At 63.1% G+C, this 17,412-nt stretch carries 16 protein-coding genes and 1 tRNA gene; 15 read left to right on the forward strand and 2 right to left on the reverse strand.

What is annotated here, in order from left to right:
• The first annotated feature begins 111 nt into the window (after nt 1–111).
• Nucleotides 112–2,064, forward strand: coding sequence for an MFS transporter (locus HWX53_RS07055; RefSeq protein WP_175940066.1), 1,953 nt, complete (start codon nt 112–114; stop codon nt 2,062–2,064).
• 77 nt (nt 2,065–2,141) lie between these two features.
• Nucleotides 2,142–3,248, forward strand: coding sequence for a chorismate synthase (gene aroC / locus HWX53_RS07060; protein WP_175940067.1), 1,107 nt, complete (start codon nt 2,142–2,144; stop codon nt 3,246–3,248).
• A 44-nt stretch (nt 3,249–3,292) separates the two neighbouring features.
• Here aroC and HWX53_RS07065 read toward each other — a convergent pair whose 3' ends face one another.
• Nucleotides 3,293–4,966, reverse strand: coding sequence for an electron transfer flavoprotein-ubiquinone oxidoreductase (locus tag HWX53_RS07065; protein ID WP_175940068.1), 1,674 nt, complete (start codon nt 4,964–4,966; stop codon nt 3,293–3,295).
• A 213-nt stretch (nt 4,967–5,179) separates the two neighbouring features.
• Here HWX53_RS07065 and HWX53_RS07070 point away from each other — a divergent pair, with 213 nt between their 5' ends.
• The gene (locus HWX53_RS07070) at nt 5,180–5,953 is read left to right on the forward strand and encodes an SDR family oxidoreductase (protein ID WP_175940069.1); all 774 of its coding nucleotides are present in this window, start codon (nt 5,180–5,182) and stop codon (nt 5,951–5,953) included.
• 55 nt (nt 5,954–6,008) lie between these two features.
• Nucleotides 6,009–6,479, forward strand: a complete 471-nt coding sequence (locus tag HWX53_RS07075) for a thioesterase family protein (protein ID WP_175940070.1) — start codon at nt 6,009–6,011, stop codon at nt 6,477–6,479.
• 10 nt (nt 6,480–6,489) lie between these two features.
• Here HWX53_RS07075 and HWX53_RS07080 read toward each other — a convergent pair whose 3' ends face one another.
• Entirely contained in the window at nt 6,490–7,035 is a 546-nt protein-coding gene (locus tag HWX53_RS07080) for a LuxR C-terminal-related transcriptional regulator (RefSeq protein WP_175940071.1), read from the reverse strand.
• A 186-nt stretch (nt 7,036–7,221) separates the two neighbouring features.
• Between HWX53_RS07080 and HWX53_RS07085 the strand changes: the two genes are divergently transcribed.
• The 11 genes from HWX53_RS07085 (at nt 7,222) to pheS (ending at nt 17,350) form a co-directional block, all read left to right on the forward strand.
• The gene (locus HWX53_RS07085) at nt 7,222–7,926 is read left to right on the forward strand and encodes a CoA transferase subunit A (RefSeq protein ID WP_175940072.1); all 705 of its coding nucleotides are present in this window, start codon (nt 7,222–7,224) and stop codon (nt 7,924–7,926) included.
• A gap of 2 nt (nt 7,927–7,928) precedes the next feature.
• On the forward strand, nt 7,929–8,570 hold the full coding sequence (locus tag HWX53_RS07090; protein WP_175940073.1) for a CoA transferase subunit B: 642 nt from the start codon (nt 7,929–7,931) through the stop codon (nt 8,568–8,570).
• Between the two features lie 154 nt (nt 8,571–8,724).
• The gene (locus tag HWX53_RS07095; protein ID WP_175940074.1) at nt 8,725–9,645 is read left to right on the forward strand and encodes an alpha/beta hydrolase; all 921 of its coding nucleotides are present in this window, start codon (nt 8,725–8,727) and stop codon (nt 9,643–9,645) included.
• Between the two features lie 62 nt (nt 9,646–9,707).
• Nucleotides 9,708–10,061, forward strand: a complete 354-nt coding sequence (locus HWX53_RS07100; RefSeq protein WP_175940075.1) for a RidA family protein — start codon at nt 9,708–9,710, stop codon at nt 10,059–10,061.
• A 35-nt stretch (nt 10,062–10,096) separates the two neighbouring features.
• Nucleotides 10,097–12,319 carry a bifunctional (p)ppGpp synthetase/guanosine-3',5'-bis(diphosphate) 3'-pyrophosphohydrolase gene (locus HWX53_RS07105; protein ID WP_175940076.1) on the forward strand — a complete coding sequence of 741 codons (2,223 nt, stop codon included), beginning with the start codon at nt 10,097–10,099 and terminating at the stop codon, nt 12,317–12,319.
• Nucleotides 12,320–12,436: 117 nt separating this feature from the next.
• Nucleotides 12,437–12,513: transfer RNA gene (locus HWX53_RS07110), tRNA-Val, on the forward strand.
• A gap of 302 nt (nt 12,514–12,815) precedes the next feature.
• The gene (gene thrS / locus HWX53_RS07115) at nt 12,816–14,723 is read left to right on the forward strand and encodes a threonine--tRNA ligase (RefSeq protein WP_175940077.1); all 1,908 of its coding nucleotides are present in this window, start codon (nt 12,816–12,818) and stop codon (nt 14,721–14,723) included.
• A gap of 47 nt (nt 14,724–14,770) precedes the next feature.
• A complete protein-coding gene (gene infC / locus HWX53_RS07120; RefSeq protein ID WP_175940639.1) occupies nt 14,771–15,298 on the forward strand; it encodes a translation initiation factor IF-3 in 528 nt (175 codons plus the stop codon).
• Between the two features lie 241 nt (nt 15,299–15,539).
• Nucleotides 15,540–15,737, forward strand: coding sequence for a 50S ribosomal protein L35 (gene rpmI, locus HWX53_RS07125; protein ID WP_004191477.1), 198 nt, complete (start codon nt 15,540–15,542; stop codon nt 15,735–15,737).
• A gap of 25 nt (nt 15,738–15,762) precedes the next feature.
• On the forward strand, nt 15,763–16,122 hold the full coding sequence (rplT, locus tag HWX53_RS07130; protein WP_008350196.1) for a 50S ribosomal protein L20: 360 nt from the start codon (nt 15,763–15,765) through the stop codon (nt 16,120–16,122).
• Nucleotides 16,123–16,336: 214 nt separating this feature from the next.
• Entirely contained in the window at nt 16,337–17,350 is a 1,014-nt protein-coding gene (pheS, locus tag HWX53_RS07135; protein ID WP_175940078.1) for a phenylalanine--tRNA ligase subunit alpha, read from the forward strand.
• The last annotated feature ends 62 nt before the right edge of the window (nt 17,351–17,412 follow it).

Raw genomic sequence — 17,412 nt, forward strand, 5'->3', positions numbered from 1 at the left:
AGTGACCGAATCGCCATACAGAAGTCGAGCCTGAACATCGCAGCGCGCCGAAGGGCGCGTTTTTTTTCGTCCGGCGTTTGAGCACACAAAGACACAATCTGACCGATAACCATGAGTGACAACCCGTTGAACGCAAAGAACGACGCAGGCCCGCGTGCTTCCCGCAAGTCGCCCGCCGCCGGCGAGAGCCAGTTCCGTCTGCTGCGCGAGCGCCGCTTTGCACCGTTCTTCTGGACGCAGTTTCTCGGGGCCATGAACGACAACGTCTTCAAGGTCGGCTTCACGTCGCTCGTGACGTTTCAGGCGGCGCGCTTCTCCGGCGTGGATCCGAAGACCGCGGCGTTCTTGATCTCCGCCATCTTTATCGTGCCGTTCGTGCTGTTTTCGGCGACTTCCGGACAGATCGCCGACAAGTACGACAAGGCCGTGCTCGCGCGCCTCGTGAAGAGCTTCGAGATCGTCGTGATGCTGATCGGCAGCGCGGGATTCCTGCTGCACAGCGCGCCGCTGCTGTACGTCTGCACCTTCCTGATGGGCGTGCATTCCACCGTCTTCGGTCCCGTGAAGTACGCTTATCTGCCGCAGCATCTGAAAGGCACGGAACTCGTCGGCGGCAACGGCCTCGTCGAAATGGGCACGTTCGTCGCCATTCTCATCGGCACGATCATCGGCGGGGCGGCGGCGGGCGCGGCGGAGCACGGCGCGCTGTTGCTCGCGGCGGCGTGCCTCGCGTTCGCGATTGTCGGGCGCGTCGTGTCGGGCTTCGTGCCGAAGTCGGAGGCGTCTCAGCGCGACCTGCGCATCAACTGGAATCCGGTGTCCGAGACGTGGCGCAATCTGAACCTCGCCCGGTCGGACCGAACCGTGTTTCTGAGTCTGCTCGGCATCTCGTGGCTGTGGTTCGTCGGCGCGACGTTTCTCACGTCCTTCTTCAATTTCGCGAAAGACGTGCTGTCCGCGAATCCCGATGTGGTGACCATCCTGCTCGCGACGTTTTCGCTCGGCATCGGCACCGGGTCGCTGCTGTGCGAGCGGCTCTCGAAGCACCGCGTCGAAATCGGGCTGGTGCCGCTCGGGTCCATCGGCATCAGCGTGTTCGCGATCGACCTGTTCTTCGCGAGCCACCGCATCGCGCCCGCTTCGCATCTGCTCAATGTCAGCGAATTTCTGCTCGTGTCGCGGCACTGGCGCATTCTCGCGGACCTGTTTCTGCTCGCGATGTTCGGCGGCTTCTACAGCGTCCCGCTTTACGCGCTCATTCAGGCGCGCAGCCAGCCGACGCACCGCGCGCGCATCATCGCCGCGAACAACATTCTCAATTCGTTCTTCATGATCGTCTCGGCGCTCATGGCGCTCGCGCTCACCTCGATGGGCGTGGGCATCCCCGGTCTCTTTCTCGTGACGGCGCTGCTGAACGTGCTCGTCGCCGTGTATATCTACTCGCTCGTGCCCGAGTTCTTGCTGCGATTCATCGCGTGGATGCTCGTGCACACGTTCTATCGCATTCGCCTGGTCGACGCCGCGCGCATTCCGTCGCACGGCGCGGCGGTGCTCGTGTGCAATCACGTGAGCTACGTGGATGCGGTCGTCATCATGGCTGAGAGTCCGCGCCCCATCCGCTTCGTGATGGATCACCGCATCTTTCGCACGCCATTCGTCGGCTGGCTGTTCCGTCATGTGAAGGCGATTCCGATTGCGCCCGCGCACGAAGACGCGGAACTGCTCGAACGCGCGTATCAGGCCTGCCAGCGGGCGCTAGAAGACGGCGATCTGATCTGCATTTTCCCCGAGGGGAAACTGACGCGTACCGGGGAGATGAACCCGTTCAGGCACGGCATCTCGGAGATTCTGCGGCGGCATCCGGCGCCCGTCGTGCCGATGGCGCTGCGCGGACTGTGGGGCAGCGTCTTCTCGCGCGACCAGAACGCGCAGTGGCCGCGTCCGATTCGGCGGGGCGTGATGACGCGTCTGACCTTGGCGGTGGGCGAGCCGATCGCCCCGGAAGATGCGACGCCGCAGCACTTGCAGGACCGCGTGACGGCGCTGCGCGGCGCGCGGCGATAGCGGTAGACGATAGCGGTAGACGGCAGACGGCGCTGGCATAATAGCGGTCTCCCCCGACACTTCTCTCAGGTCGACTCATGTCCGGCAACACCCTTGGCACGCTCTTCACCGTCACGAATTTTGGCGAATCGCATGGACCGGCGATCGGCTGCGTGATCGACGGCTGCCCGCCGGGCATGGCGCTCACGGAAGCCGACATTCAGGTGGAACTGGACCGGCGCCGTCCGGGCACGTCGCGCCACGTGACGCAGCGGCAGGAAGCCGATCAGGTCGAAATTCTGTCGGGCGTCTTCGAAGGCGTCACCACCGGCACGCCCATCGCGCTCTTGATCCGCAACACGGATCAGCGCAGCAAGGACTACGGCAACATTGCGGAAACGTTCCGTCCGGGTCATGCCGACTACACTTACTGGCAAAAGTACGGCGTGCGCGACTATCGCGGCGGCGGGCGCTCGTCCGCGCGCCTGACTGCGCCGACAGTCGCGGCGGGCGCGGTCGCGAAAAAGTGGCTGCGCGAGAAGTTCGGCATCGAGACGCGCGGATACATGAGCGCGCTCGGCGAGATTCCGATTCCGTTCGTCGACTGGAAGCACGTGCGCGAAAATCCGTTTTTCGCGCCCAACGCGGATGTCGTGCCGCAGCTCGAAGCGTACATGGACGCTCTGCGCCGCGATGGCGATTCTGTCGGCGCGCGCATCGAAGTGGTGGCGAGCGGCGTGCCGGTCGGTCTTGGTGAACCGCTGTACGACCGGCTGGATGCCGACATCGCCCACGCGATGATGGGCATCAATGCCGTCAAGGGCGTGGAGATCGGCGCGGGCTTCGCGAGCGTCGCGCAGCGCGGCTCGCAGCACGGCGACGAGATGACGCCCGAAGGCTTCGCTACCAATCACGCGGGCGGCATTCTCGGCGGCATTTCAAGCGGGCAGGACATCACCGTGTCCATCGCGATCAAGCCGACGTCGAGCATTCGCACGCCGCGTCAGTCCGTCGACAAGGCGGGCGCGCCGGCTACCGTCGAGACGTTCGGGCGCCACGATCCATGCGTCGGCATCCGCGCGACGCCCATCGCGGAGGCGCTGCTCGCTTTGGTGCTGATGGACCACGCGCTGCGGCACCGCGCGCAATGCGGCGATGTGACCGTCGCCACGCCGAAGATTCCCGCGCACGTACCGGGCAAGTAACGCCGCATCAGAAAGAAACGCCGGTCCTGGAACCGGCGCTTTCGTCACATGTTCGGATAGTTCGGCCCGCCGCCGCCCTCCGGCGTCACCCAGACGATATTCTGCGTTGGGTCCTTGATATCGCACGTCTTGCAGTGCACGCAGTTCTGCGCGTTGATCTGCAGGCGATCGCTACCGTCTTCCGATTTCACGAATTCGTAGACCGCGGCGGGGCAGTAGCGGCCTTCGGGACCGGCATACGTCCGCAGATTCACGTTGACCGGCACGCTCGGATCTTTCAGCGTCAGATGCGCCGGCTGATTCTCTTCGTGATTCGTGTTCGAGATGAACACGGACGAGAGGCGATCGAACGTGAGCTTGCCATCAGGCTTCGGATACACGATCGGCTTGCACTGCGACGCCGGCTTCAGCATCTCATGATCCCAATGCTGATGATGCAGCGTCCACGGCACGTTGCCGCCCATCACTTTCTGCTCCAGCCCGACCATGAACGAGCCGAGATACAGGCCCTTGCTCATCCACTGCTTGAAGTTGCGCGCCCGGTAGAGCTCGGTCTTGAGCCAGGAGTTCTCGAAGGCTTCCGGATACGCAGTTAGTTCGTCGGCCTGACGTCCGGCCTGCACGGCGTCGAACGCGGCTTCGGCGGCCAACTTGCCGGTCTTGATTGCCGCGTGGCTGCCCTTGATGCGCGACGCGTTCAGGAAACCGGCGTCGTCGCCAGCGAGCGCGCCGCCCGGGAAGGTGAGCTTCGGCAGCGACATCAGACCGCCCGCCGTGATCGCCCGCGCGCCGTAAGACAGGCGCTTGCCGCCTTCGAGGAACCCGCGGATCGACGGATGCGTCTTGTAACGCTGGAATTCCTCGAACGGCGACAGGTACGGATTCGAATACCCGAGCCCGACCACGAAGCCGACCACGACCTGGTTGTTGTCCATGTGGTAGAGGAACGAGCCGCCGTACGTGTCCGGTTCCAGCGGCCAGCCGGCCGTGTGAATCACGAGCCCCGGCTTGTGCTTGACCGGATCGATCTCCCACAATTCCTTGATGCCGATGCCGTATACCTGCGGATCGGCATTCTGATTGAGCTTGAACTTGTCGATAAGCTGGCGCCCGAGATGCCCGCGCGCGCCCTCGCAGAAGAGCGTGTATTTCGCGTGCAGTTCCATGCCGAGCTGGAAGTTCTCCGTCGGTTGCCCGTCTTTGCCGACGCCCATGTTGCCGGTGACGACGCCGCGCACCGAGCCGTCGTCGGCATAGAGCACTTCCGCTGCCGGAAAGCCGGGGAAAATTTCGACGCCGAGCGCTTCGGCCTGCTGCCCGAGCCAGCGCGTGACGTTGCCGAGGCTCACGACGTAGTTGCCGTGATTCTTGAAGTTGTCGGGAAGCAGCCAGTTCGGAACCTGCTTCGCGCCGGTCGGCGATAGAAACAGGAACCGGTCTTCGGTCACATCCACGTCGAGCGGCGCGCCCTGTTCCTTCCAGTCGGGGATGAGTTCCGTGAGGCCGCGCGGGTCCATCACCGCGCCCGAGAGAATGTGCGCGCCGACCTCCGAGCCTTTTTCCAGCACGCAGACGCCGATTTCGACGCCTTTTTCCGCCGCCAGTTGCTTCAGGCGAATCGCAGCCGACAAACCCGCTGGGCCGCCGCCGACGATCACCACGTCGTATTCCATCGATTCGCGGGGACCGTATTGCTCGATGAGGCTCGCCGGGGTCATCAATGTTCCTCTCTACCGTTAGAATGGCCTTCCAAGATCGCGTATTGTCAGCGAACGTCAGGCGGGCTGCAACCGAAGGTGTCTTGATCTGCACGATCGTACTATTTTTCGTGATACCGTGGTATCGGTGTCTACGCCAAGTGGCGCGACCGCGCGCCTCGCGCTGCCCGCGTCCCCCGCAAGGCTGAATCAACCGTACAAGAAGGAAGCACAATGGGCCGTTCGATCAACCTGGAAGGCAAGGTCGCGCTGATTACCGGCGCGTCCAGTGGGCTCGGGAAGCGTTTTGCGCAGGTGCTCTCGCAGGCGGGCGCGAAAGTGGTGCTCGCGAGCCGCCGCGTCGAGCGGCTGAAGGAACTGCGCGCCGAAATCGAGGCGTCCGGCGGCGCCGCGCACGTCGTGTCGCTCGACGTGACGGACTATCTGAGCGTCAAGGCGGCGGTCGCGCACGCGGAGACGGAAGCCGGTACCATCGACATTCTCGTCAATAATTCGGGCGTCTCCACCACGCAGAAGCTGACCGACGTGACGCCGGCGGACTTCGAGTTCGTCTTCGGCACGAACGTACGCGGCGCGTTCTTCGTCGCGCAGGAAGTGGCCAAGCGCATGATCATGCGCGGCAACGGCGCGGCCAAGCCCGCTTATCGCATCATCAACATCGCCTCCGTGGCGGGGCTGCGCGTGTTTCCGCAAATCGGCCTGTATTCCATGAGCAAGGCCGCCGTCGTGCAGATGACCAAGGCGATGGCCATGGAATGGGGTCGCCACGGCATCAACGTGAACGCCATCTGCCCAGGTTATATCGACACTGAGATCAATCACCACCACTGGAAGACCGAGCAGGGCCAGAAGCTCGTGTCGATGCTGCCGCGCCGGCGCGTCGGCGCGCCCGAAGACCTCGACGGCCTGTTGCTGCTGCTCGCGGCCGACGAATCGCAGTTCATGAACGGTTCGGTCATTTCGGCGGACGACGGTTTTTCACTATGAGCATCGCGCGGGAAAAGGCCGCGCGGTGCGCTGTTTTCAGACACTGGAAGGTTGAATGAGCAACACCGATACGCCCAAGAACGCGCCTTTGAACGCAGACCCCGAATTTCACACGGTCTTCGAAATGTCCATGCCCATCCGCTGGGGCGACATGGACGCCTTCGGGCACGTCAACAACACGGTCTATTTCCGCTACATGGAGCAGGTCCGCATTTCGTGGTTCGAGCAGATCGGCGCGGCGGGCGGCAACGGCGAGGGCCAAGGGCCCGTCATTGTGAATGCGTCGATGGAGTTTCTGAGGCAACTGCACTATCCCGGCGACGTGATCGCGCGGATGTCGGTCGGCAAGCCGGGACGCAGCAGTTTCGACACGCACTTCGAGCTGTATCGCGCCGATGCCCCCGGCACGCTGTACGCGCGGGGCGCCGCGAAAGTCGTGTGGGTGGACTACGCGGCGGGCAAGTCGGTGCCGATTCCCGATCTGCTGCGTCAGATGATCGAAACGGCCGCGCCCGTCGCGTCCTGATCGCCTAAGCTCAGTTGCCGAGCAGCCGCTGCAGAAGCTCCGTTGCGTTGCCGGTGTCGTATTTGCGCATGAGCCGCGCACGGTAGATATCCACCGTGCGCGGGCTGATATCGAGCACGCGGCCGATCTGCTTGCTCGTCTTGCCCGTGACGAGCTGCGCGGCGATTTCCCGTTCGCGCGGCGTCAGTTCGATGGCGACGCGCCGCGTCGCGCTCAGGTCCTCGAACGTCCAGACGCCCGCCGCATGCGGCGCGGCGCGGTCGAGCGCGCGGCCGGTCACGTGGCACCAGAAGAGTTCGCCGTTCGCGCGTTTCATGATGCGGTCGTCGCTGTAGGTGCCGCGGCCGCTGATATGCGCCGCGATGCGCTCCCCGATGCGCGCGAATTCGTCCGGCGTCGGATAGAGCACCTCGAACGAGCAGCCGATGAGCGTCTCGCGCGTGGCGCCGAAAATGGCGCAGACCTCCTCGTTGCAGTCCTCGATGGTGCGCTCTCGCGACAACACGAGCCCGACGGGCGCGAGATGAAACGCGGTTTGATAGTCCAGTTCACGCATGTCGATTCCGGCGCCCGGCCGCGTCGCAAGCAACGACGGGCGCGGGCAATGACTTATGTATTTTTGCGTATTGTGCAGGATGGATCGCGCGGCGTACCCTTTCGGCCAGATGAAAACGCCGCCGCGCGCTGTCTGGCGGCGCTAAAACCGGTTCTTTAGTCGGGTCAACATGGAAGGGACAAACAGATGAACAAGGTCTATCCCAGCGCGAAAGCGGCGCTCGATGACATCGTCAAGGACGGGCAGACGTTCGCCGTCGGCGGATTCGGCTTGTGCGGCATTCCGGAGGCGCTGATCGCCGCGCTGCGCGATTCGGGCGTGAAGGGCATCACGTGCATCAGCAACAACGCGGGCGTCGACGGCTTCGGTCTCGGCCTGTTGCTGGAGACGCGCCAGATCAAGAAGATGATTTCATCGTACGTGGGCGAGAACAAGGAATTCGAGCGGCAATATCTGGCCGGCGAACTCGAACTGGAATTCACGCCGCAGGGCACGCTCGCCGAAAAGCTGCGCGCGGGCGGCGCGGGCATTCCGGCGTTCTTCACGAACACGGGCTACGGCACGATCATCGCGGAAGGCAAGGAAACGCGTCAGTTCGGCGAGAACCACTACGTGCTGGAGCATTCGCTGACGGCGGACGTCGGGCTCGTCAAGGCGTGGAAAGCCGACAAGTCGGGCAACCTGATCTATCGCCGCACCGCGCGCAATTTCAATCCAATGTGCGCGATGGCCGGCAAGATCACGGTCGCGGAAGTGGAAGAGATCGTGGAAGTCGGCGAACTCGATCCGGACGCGATCCACACGCCGGGCATTTTCGTGCAACGGCTCGTCCTTAATGCGCAACCGGAAAAGCGCATCGAACAACGCATCGTCCGCGCGAAAGGAGAGTGACCATGGCTTGGACTCGTGACCAGATGGCCGCGCGTGCGGCGAAGGAATTGCAGGACGGCTTCTATGTGAACCTGGGCATCGGCTTGCCGACGCTCGTCGCCAACCACGTGCCGCCGGGCGTCGAAGTGTGGCTGCAATCGGAAAACGGGCTGCTCGGCATCGGGCCGTCGCCGACCGAGGAAGAAGTCGACGCCGATCTCATCAACGCGGGCAAGCAGACGGTGACGACGCTGCCAGGTTCGTCGATCTTTTCGTCGGCGGATTCGTTCGCGATGATTCGCGGCGGCCACATCAACCTCGCGATTCTCGGCGCGATGCAGATCAGCAAGTCGGGCGACCTCGCCAACTGGATGATCCCCGGCAAGATGATCAAGGGCATGGGCGGCGCCATGGACCTCGTCGCGGGCGTGAAGCGCGTCGTCGTGCTGATGGAACATGTGGCGAAGGGCGACCACCACAAGATTCTCGAAGAATGCACGCTGCCGCTGACGGGCGTGGGCGTCGTGGATCGCATCATCACGGATCTCGGCGTGATCGACGTGACCGATAGCGGGCTGAAGCTGGTCGAACTCGCCGACGGCGTGACCGTCGAAGAGATTCAGCGCAAGACCGGCGCGCCGCTCGACGTCAGCGGCGTGCAGTAAGTTCGCAAGAGAACGCGGTTCGGAAGCGGGCGGGGCGGAAGGCTTCGCCCGCTTTGCTTTTGGGGCGCGCAAGGCATCGTCCGTTCGGCTAACGACGCTCGGCCGTGCGCCGGACGCTTTAGAATCGATCGGACATCTTCCACGAGGAATCTCCATGAGCGCATCCATCGTCGTCGAACCTTCGCATTCCACGCTCACCGCACCGCGCCAGCGTTTCGTGCAGTGCGCGAGTCCGGCGGGGCTGCATCGCATGGCTTACACCGAGTGGGGTGATCCGGCCAATCCGCGCGTGCTGCTGTGCGTGCACGGGCTGACGCGTTCGGGCCGCGACTTCGACAAGGTCGCGCAGGCGTTCGCAAGCGAGTATCGCGTGGTGTGTCCGGACGTGGTCGGCCGCGGCCTCTCGGACTGGCTCGCCGATTCGCGTTACTACGGTCTCGCGCAGTACGTCGCCGACATGGTCACGCTGATCGCGCGGCTCAATGTAGAAACGGTCGACTGGTTCGGCACGTCGATGGGCGGGCTGATCGGCATGGTGCTCGGCGGATTGAAGAACACGCCGATCCGCAAGCTGCTCCTGAACGATGTCGGGCCGCATATCGAGCCGGTGGCGCTCGAGCGTATCCGCAGCTACCTCGGCAAGCCCGCGCGTTTTGCATCGCTCGATGAAGGCATCCGGCACGCGGCGGCGCTCGCGGCGTCGTTCGGGCCGCTTACCGATGAGGAGTGGGCGAGCATCAACGCGCCGCTTCTGCATGAGCGCGACGGCGCGTGGACGTTCCGCTACGACCCGGGCATCGCCGCGCCGTTTTCCGAGGCCACGGACGAACAGAATGCCGCAGGCGAAGCGTTCTTGTGGCATTCGTTCGCGTCGATCGCGACGCCGGTGCTCGTCGTGCGCGGCGAAAGCTCGGACCTGCTGTCGCGCGAGACGGTCGCGCAGATGGTCGAGAAGGGGCAGGCGGTATCGAGCGTGGAAGTGCCGAACGCCGGCCATGCGCCCGCGTTTCTCGACAGCGAGCAGATCGCCGTCGCGCGGCGCTTCTTTCTCGAAAACGAGGCCCGCGGGGCATAATATCGGGCTGAGCGGGTGACGCTCTGTCTCGTTTTTGAACTCATCACAGGACTGGATAACCCATGGCAGTTACTCGTCATCACGTCGGCGCGCGCCTTTCCGAGATCGCTATTCATAACGGCACGGTGTATCTCGCAGGCCAGATCGCGGAGGACACGGATCAGGACATCACCGGCCAGACGCGCGAAGTGCTGGGCCACATCGACCGTCTGCTCGAAGAGGCGAACAGCGACAAGTCGCACCTGTTGTCCGTGCAGATCTTCATCTCGGACATGGTGCACTTCGCCGGCATGAACGCCGTGTGGGACGCGTGGGTCGCGCCGGGTCACACGCCGCCGCGCGCCACCGTCGAGGCGAAGCTCGCGAATCCGGCTTGCCTCGTCGAAGTCGTCGTGGTGGCGGCGCAACGTAGCTGAACCGGCGAGCAGCACGACCGTCGTGGCTTTACCGTATGACCGAGAGCACCGTCCCCGCTGACACGCTGCCCGAGCCGTCGTTCGACGACGCGCTCGCGTTCGTGCGCGAGCACGCGAAGGACGCGCGGCTCTCGACGGGCGAATCGCTGGCGGACCACGCCGCGGGCACCGCGCGCATCATGCAGACGCTCAACGTCGACCCGCATGCGGTCGCCGCCGCCGCGTTGTTCGCGCTCGCGCCGCATCTCGACCATCCCGAGACCTTGATCGCCGAACGCTTCGGGCCGGAAGTGCAGCGGCTCGTGAGCGACGTGCGCAAGCTCTTGCGCCTCGGCTCGGTCAGTTCCCGTGCGACGCTCGCCGCTTTGCCCGACAACACGCGCGACGCGCAGGCGGCGCGCCGCGCGCAGGTCGAATCGCTGCGCAAGATGCTGCTCGCGTTCGCGCAGGATATTCGCGTGGTGCTGATCCGGCTCGCTTCGCGCCTGCAGACGCTGCGCTACCACGCCGCGAACAAGACCGAGCCGCCGCCCGAGGTGCCCCGCGAGACGCTCGACATCTACGCGCCGCTCGCCAACCGCCTCGGCATCTGGCAACTGAAGTGGGAACTCGAAGACCTGTCGTTTCGCTTCGAAGACCCGGTCACCTACAAGCGCATCGCCAAGCTGCTCGACGAAAAGCGCATCGAGCGCGAATCGTATGTGACCGAGGCCATCGCGCGGCTGCAAAAGGAACTGGACACCGCGCACATCAAGGCCGAAGTGAGCGGCCGGCCCAAGCATATCTACAGCATCTGGAAGAAGATGCGCGGCAAGCAGCTCGACTTCTCAGAACTCAACGACGTGCGAGCGTTCCGCGTCATCGTCGGCGATATCAAGGATTGCTACACGGTGCTCGGCATCGTGCATAACCTGTGGCAGCCGGTGCCGCGCGAATTCGACGACTACATCTCGCGGCCGAAGCCCAACGGCTACAAATCGCTGCATACGGTGGTTGTCGGCGACGACGGACGCGCGTTCGAAGTGCAGATCCGCACGCACGAGATGCATCAGTTCGCCGAGTACGGCGTGGCCGCGCATTGGCGTTACAAGGAGGCCGGGGCGCGCGGCTACGCGGGCCAGGTCATGGCAAGCGAGAAGTACGACGAAAAGATCGCCTGGCTGCGTCAGCTGCTCGCGTGGAAAGACGACGTGGAGGGTGATCGTCCCGGCTGGCAGCATCTGCGCGACGCCACGCTCGACGACGACCACATCTACGTGCTGACGCCGCAGGCGCGCGTGATCGCGCTGCCGCACGGTTCGACGGCGGTCGATTTCGCGTATCACCTGCACAGCGAGCTCGGGCATCGCTGCCGGGGCGCGCGTGTCGATGGCGCGATGGTGCCGCTCAATACGCCGCTACAGAACGGTCAGACGGTCGAGATCATCGCGGTGAAGGAGGGCGGACCGTCGCGCGACTGGCTCAATCCGCAACTCGGCTATCTGCACAGCCCGCGCGCGCGGCAGAAAGTGCGCGCGTGGTTCAACGCGATCGATGCGGCCGAGAACGTCGCGCAGGGCCGCGCGATCGTCGAAAAGACCTTGCAGCGCGAAGGCAAGACGTCGGTCAATCTGGATCAGCTCGCGGCCAAGCTGGGCTTCAAGGCGCCGGAAGAGCTATACGCGGTCGTCGCGAAGGACGAGTTCAGCCTTCGCAACATCGAGCAGGCGCTCTCGGACGCGCCGCCGCCCGAGCCGGAGCCGGAAGCGCCCGCGCAATTCGAAAAGCGCAGCAGCGGGCAGAGCGTGGCGCACGGCGCGTCGACGGGCGTGCTGGTCGTCGGCGTCGACGCGTTGCTCACGCAGCTCGCGCGCTGCTGCCGTCCGGCGCCGCCCGACCCGATCGCAGGTTTCGTCACGCGCGGCAAAGGCATGTCGATTCATCGCACCGACTGCGCGACGTTCCAGCGCATGGCGCATCGCTCGCCTGAGCGGGTGCTGCATACGACGTGGTCCGCGGAGGTGATGAACGGCCGCGGATCGTCGGTCTATCCGGTGGACCTCGCGGTGGAGTCGGCGGACCGGCAGGGGCTGCTGCGCGATATCTCCGAAGTGTTCGCGCGGGAGAAGATGAACGTGATCGGCGTCAAGAGCCAGAGCCGGCGAAACATCGCGTTCATGCAGTTTACGGTCGAGGTGTCGAACGCGGCGCAGATCCAGCGCGCGTGCACGTTGCTCGGCGAAGTGCCGGGCGTGATTCGCGCGTCGCGGCGCGCCTAGCGGTTCGCCTGGCGTTTCATTGCGCGGAAAGTTGAACGGATCGGCGAATATTTTCGCGATTCATGTACAGAAACACTTGCCAAAATTCGAAACGCTCCATATAATCTCACTTCTTTCAGGCTCGTAGCTCAGCTGGTTAGAGCACCACCTTGACATGGTGGGGGTCGTTGGTTCGAGTCCAATCGAGCCTACCAACGAAAACGAGACTTCGGCGAATCATCGGTTCACGGAGTTTCACTCCGCAAGAAGCGCGAAGGCGCAAAAGGCGAACAAAGAAATGGCACTTCGAACGTTGACCGAAAAATATTCGGAGCGACGCTAGTCGAGGACCTCTTTCGCCTTCTGCCCTTTTTGTTTCGCGGTATGTGTGAAAAGTGAATGCGGCCCCTCGAAAGCGGGGCCGCATTTTTTTTTGTCCCTCGGTTTCTGTTTTCGATACCGCGGGCCAGTGCTTATTCGAACTCGCTCGGCGTGCGCCGGCGTCCTGGAGAACGAAATGGTTTCGGTACGTTTGCCTGATGGGTCGGTCCGCCAATACGACCACCCGGTGACCGTCGCGGAAGTCGCGGCATCGATCGGCGCGGGCCTCGCCAAGGCGGCGCTCGCCGGCAAGCTGAACGGCGAGCTCGTCGATACGTCCTTCGTGATCGACCACGATTCTTCGCTCGCCATCGTCACCGACAAAGACCCGGAAGGCGTGGATGTCGTTCGTCACTCCACGGCGCACTTGCTCGCCTACGCAGTCAAGGACCTGTTCCCTGAGGCGCAGGTGACCATCGGGCCGGTCATCGACAACGGCTTTTACTACGACTTCTCGTACAGCCGTCCCTTCACGCCCGAAGACCTCGAGAAGATCGAGAAGCGCATGCAGGAGATCGCGAAGAAGGACGAGCCCGTGTCGCGCCGCGTCGTCTCGCGCGACGAGGCGGTCGAGTACTTCAAGAGCATCGGCGAGCAGTACAAGGCCGAAATCATCTCGTCGATTCCCGAATCCGACGAGATTCGGCTCTACTCGCACGGCAATTTCATCGACCTGTGCCGTGGCCCGCACGTGCCGTCCACCGGCAAGCTGAAGGTCTTCAAGCTGATGAAGGTCGCGGGCGCGTACTGGCGCGGCGATTCGAAGAACGAGCAATTGCAGCGCATTTACGGCACCGCCTGGACCAAGAAGGAAGACCAGGACCAGTATCTCCACATGCTCGAGGAAGCGGAAAAGCGCGACCATCGCAAGCTCGGCAAGCAACTCGACCTGTTCCACTTGCAAGACGAAGCGCCCGGCATGGTGTTCTGGCATCCGAAGGGCTGGTCGCTGTGGCAACAAGTCGAACAGTACATGCGCCGTCGCGTGAACGAAGCCGGCTATCTGGAGATCAAGACTCCGATGGTCATGGACCGTTCGCTGTGGGAAGCGTCGGGTCACTGGCAGAACTATCGTGAAAACATGTTCACGACCGAATCGGAAAAGCGCGACTACGCGATCAAGCCGATGAACTGCCCGGGCCACGTGCAGGTGTTCAACCACGGCCTGCGCTCGTACCGCGATCTGCCGCTGCGTTACGCGGAGTTCGGCTCATGCCATCGCAACGAGCCGTCGGGCGCGCTGCACGGTCTCATGCGCGTGCGGGGCTTCGTTCAGGACGACGCGCACATTTTCTGCACCGAAGACCAGTTCATCGCCGAGTCGATCGCCTTCAACACGCTCGCCATGAGCGTGTATAAGGACTTCGGCTTCGAGCACATCGACATCAAGCTGTCGCTGCGCCCGGAACAGCGCGCCGGCACCGACGAGATCTGGGACCGCGCGGAGCAGGGCCTGCGCGAAGCGCTGACCGCGTGTGGTCTCAAGTGGGAAGAACTGGCGGGCGAGGGCGCGTTCTACGGCCCGAAGATCGAGTATCACATCAAGGACGCGCTCGGCCGGTCCTGGCAGTGCGGCACGCTGCAGCTCGACATGGTGCTGCCGGAGCGTCTGGGCGCCGAGTACGTCGCGGAGGACAACAGCCGACGCCGCCCGGTCATGCTTCACCGCGCGATCGTCGGTTCGATGGAGCGTTTCCTCGGCATCCTGATCGAGCACCATGCCGGTGCAATGCCGCCGTGGCTCGCGCCTGTGCAGGCAGTCGTGCTGAATATTGCCGAAAGTCAGGCCGAATACGCGGCATCTCTCGTCCAATCGTTGCAAAAACAAGGGCTTAGAGTTGAGGCCGATTTGCGCAACGAGAAGATTAGCTATAAAATACGCGAGCACACGCTGCAAAAGGTCCCGTATTTGCTGGTTGTCGGGGACAAGGAGCGTGAAGCGCAAACCGTGGCCGTGCGTGCTCGTGGCGGTGTCGATCTCGGCGTCATGCCGGTCGACGCATTCCTCGAACGTCTGCAGCAGGAAGTGCGGGCGTTCAAGTAAGTCACTCGCAGCGCGGCTAGTTTTTTCATCTTTAGAGGAAACGTAACATCGCTACTGATAAGTCGTCACATCGCATCAACGGTGAAATCACTGCACCGGAAGTGCGCTTGGTCGGAGTGGACAACGAGCCGCTCGGAATCGTGAAACTGGCCGAGGCGTTCCGTCAATCGGAACAGCTCGACGTGGATCTCGTCGAAATCGCGCCGCAGGCCTCGCCGCCTGTCTGCCGTTTGATGGATTACGGCAAGTTCAAGTACTCGGAAGCGAAGAAGCAGCACGAGGCAAAGCTGAAGCAGAAGATCGTGCAGGTGAAGGAAGTCAAATTCCGCCCCGGCACGGATGACGGTGATTACAACGTCAAGCTGCGCAACCTCACGCGCTTCCTCGAAGACGGCGACAAGACGAAAATCACGTTGCGTTTCCGTGGGCGCGAAATGGCGCACCAGGAAATCGGCATGCGCATGCTCGAACGCCTGAAGGCGGATCTGGACGAAGTCGGTCAGGTCGAGCAGATGCCGAAGATGGAAGGTCGCCAGATGATCATGGTGCTGGCGCCGAAGAAGAAGGCGAAGTAAGCACAGTAGTCAGCGATGGATCGCGCGCCGCCCGGTCTGTGGACACGGCGGCCAGCGCGGCATCGCTAGCGGTTTCAGAAGCGTGCCGGATCAGTGGCGCGGTTCATGAAAAGCGGCGGTCTTCCAACGAGATCGTCCGCATACAAGTGGCGCGTGGGTTTCGAAGGGCGGGAAGGGATCTTGGCCGGTACGTGAAGATCAGCCGCACACCCATGACCATCTAATAAACTGGAGTAGTTTCATGCCGAAGATGAAGACCAAGAAGAGTGCTGCAAAGCGCTTCGTGGTGCGTCCGGGCGGTACCGTCAAGCGCGGTCAGGCCTTCAAGCGCCACATTCTTACCAAGAAAACCACCAAGAACAAACGCCATCTGCGTGGCGCCACGGCCGTTCATGATTCCGATCTGAACTCCGTCCGCGCAATGCTGCCGTTCGCCTAACCTCATCTAACTTAAGGAGAGCAACATGCCTCGAGTAAAACGTGGGGTTACCGCACGGGCCCGTCACAAGAAGATCATTCGTCTGGCCAAGGGTTACCGCGGCCGTCGCAATAACGTCTATCGCATCGCCAAGCAAGCGGTCATGCGCGCTGGGCAGTACGCCTACCGCGATCGCCGCAACAAGAAGCGTGTGTTCCGCGCACTGTGGATCACGCGTATCAACGCGGCGGTGCGTCAGCACGACATGACCTACAGCGTGTTCATCAACGGCCTGAAGAAGGCTTCGATCGAACTCGACCGCAAGGTGCTGGCTGACATGGCTGTGTTCGACAAGGCTGCTTTTGCTGCGATCGTCAAGCAGGTGAAAGCCGCCGTCGCAGCCTAATTGCGAAATTAGTACTGCGTGGTTTGCCTGAGCGTCGCCGTGTCGTAGACGGTTGCGCGAAGGCAGAAAACGGGGCTCTCACCGAGCCCCGTTTTTGTTGGCCGGACGGTTTTGCGCATGACTTGGCCTGTGGGCTTCGTTGGCTTTGTTGCAGCCAGGTCACGCGCAAAACCGTAAATCAGATTGAACTTTCGACGTTGAAAAGATGGGATCAATGGATCTGGACCAGATTGTCGCCGACGCGAAAAGCGCCTTTGAACACGCCACCGATGCCACGACGCTCGAAAACGAGAAGGCCCGCTTTCTCGGCAAGTCCGGCGCGCTGACCGAACTGCTGAAGGGCTTGGGCAAGCTCGATCCCGAAGCGAAGAAAACGGAAGGCGCGCGCATCAATCTCGCCAAGCAGCAGGTCGAGGCCGCGCTCAACGCGCGCCGCCAGGCGCTGGCCGATGCGCTGCTGAATCAGCGTCTCGCCGCCGAAGCGATCGACGTCACGCTCCCCGGGCGCGGCGCGGGCGCGGGCACGCTGCATCCGGTGATGCGCACGTGGGAACGCGTCGAGCAGATTTTCGGCTCGATCGGTTTCGACGTGGCCGATGGTCCCGAAATCGAAACCGACTGGTATAACTTCACGGCGCTGAACAGCCCGGAGAACCATCCGGCGCGCTCGATGCAGGACACGTTCTACGTCGATGGCAAGGACGCCGAAGGACGCCCGCTCCTGCTTCGCACCCACACGAGCCCGATGCAGGTGCGCTACGCGCGCATGAACAAGCCGCCGATCAAGGTGATCGTGCCGGGCCGCACCTATCGCGTGGACAGCGACGCCACGCATTCGCCGATGTTCAATCAGGTCGAAGGCCTGTGGATCGAGGAGAACATCAGCTTCGCGGACCTGAAGGGCGTCTACACCGATTTCCTCAAGAAGTTCTTCGAGCGCGACGACATTCTCGTGCGCTTCCGCCCGTCGTATTTTCCGTTCACGGAGCCGTCGGCCGAGATCGACATGATGTTCGAGCACGGCAAGAACGCGGGCAAATGGCTGGAGATCTCCGGCTCGGGCCAGGTGCATCCGACCGTCATCCGCAACATGGGTCTGGACCCGGAGCGGTATATCGGCTTCGCGTTCGGCAGCGGCCTCGAGCGTCTGACCATGCTGCGTTACGGCGTGCAGGACTTGCGCCTCTTCTTCGAGAACGATCTGCGTTTCCTGCGCCAGTTCGCCTGAAGCCGCACAGCCCGCGACGCCCGGTTTGCGCAGAAGCATCGGGCGAGAGACACCACCTCATT

It is taken from the genome of Caballeronia sp. BCC1704 (assembly GCF_902833455.1).
Classification (GTDB): domain Bacteria; phylum Pseudomonadota; class Gammaproteobacteria; order Burkholderiales; family Burkholderiaceae; genus Caballeronia.

What these genes read in the sequence shown, in the direction of transcription:
- pheS (WP_175940078.1), top strand. Translation starts at nt 16,337, where the DNA reads ATGGATCTGGACCAGATTGTCGCCGACGCGAAAAGCGCCTTTGAACAC.
- HWX53_RS07075 (WP_175940070.1), top strand. Translation starts at nt 6,009, where the DNA reads ATGAGCAACACCGATACGCCCAAGAACGCGCCTTTGAACGCAGACCCC.
- HWX53_RS07065 (WP_175940068.1), bottom strand. Translation starts at nt 4,966, where the DNA reads ATGACCCCGGCGAGCCTCATCGAGCAATACGGTCCCCGCGAATCGATG.
- HWX53_RS07090 (WP_175940073.1), top strand. Translation starts at nt 7,929, where the DNA reads ATGGCTTGGACTCGTGACCAGATGGCCGCGCGTGCGGCGAAGGAATTG.
- HWX53_RS07105 (WP_175940076.1), top strand. Translation starts at nt 10,097, where the DNA reads ATGACCGAGAGCACCGTCCCCGCTGACACGCTGCCCGAGCCGTCGTTC.
- HWX53_RS07080 (WP_175940071.1), bottom strand. Translation starts at nt 7,035, where the DNA reads ATGCGTGAACTGGACTATCAAACCGCGTTTCATCTCGCGCCCGTCGGG.
- HWX53_RS07070 (WP_175940069.1), top strand. Translation starts at nt 5,180, where the DNA reads ATGGGCCGTTCGATCAACCTGGAAGGCAAGGTCGCGCTGATTACCGGC.
- rpmI (WP_004191477.1), top strand. Translation starts at nt 15,540, where the DNA reads ATGCCGAAGATGAAGACCAAGAAGAGTGCTGCAAAGCGCTTCGTGGTG.
- HWX53_RS07085 (WP_175940072.1), top strand. Translation starts at nt 7,222, where the DNA reads ATGAACAAGGTCTATCCCAGCGCGAAAGCGGCGCTCGATGACATCGTC.
- HWX53_RS07055 (WP_175940066.1), top strand. Translation starts at nt 112, where the DNA reads ATGAGTGACAACCCGTTGAACGCAAAGAACGACGCAGGCCCGCGTGCT.
- HWX53_RS07100 (WP_175940075.1), top strand. Translation starts at nt 9,708, where the DNA reads ATGGCAGTTACTCGTCATCACGTCGGCGCGCGCCTTTCCGAGATCGCT.
- rplT (WP_008350196.1), top strand. Translation starts at nt 15,763, where the DNA reads ATGCCTCGAGTAAAACGTGGGGTTACCGCACGGGCCCGTCACAAGAAG.
- thrS (WP_175940077.1), top strand. Translation starts at nt 12,816, where the DNA reads ATGGTTTCGGTACGTTTGCCTGATGGGTCGGTCCGCCAATACGACCAC.
- HWX53_RS07095 (WP_175940074.1), top strand. Translation starts at nt 8,725, where the DNA reads ATGAGCGCATCCATCGTCGTCGAACCTTCGCATTCCACGCTCACCGCA.
- aroC (WP_175940067.1), top strand. Translation starts at nt 2,142, where the DNA reads ATGTCCGGCAACACCCTTGGCACGCTCTTCACCGTCACGAATTTTGGC.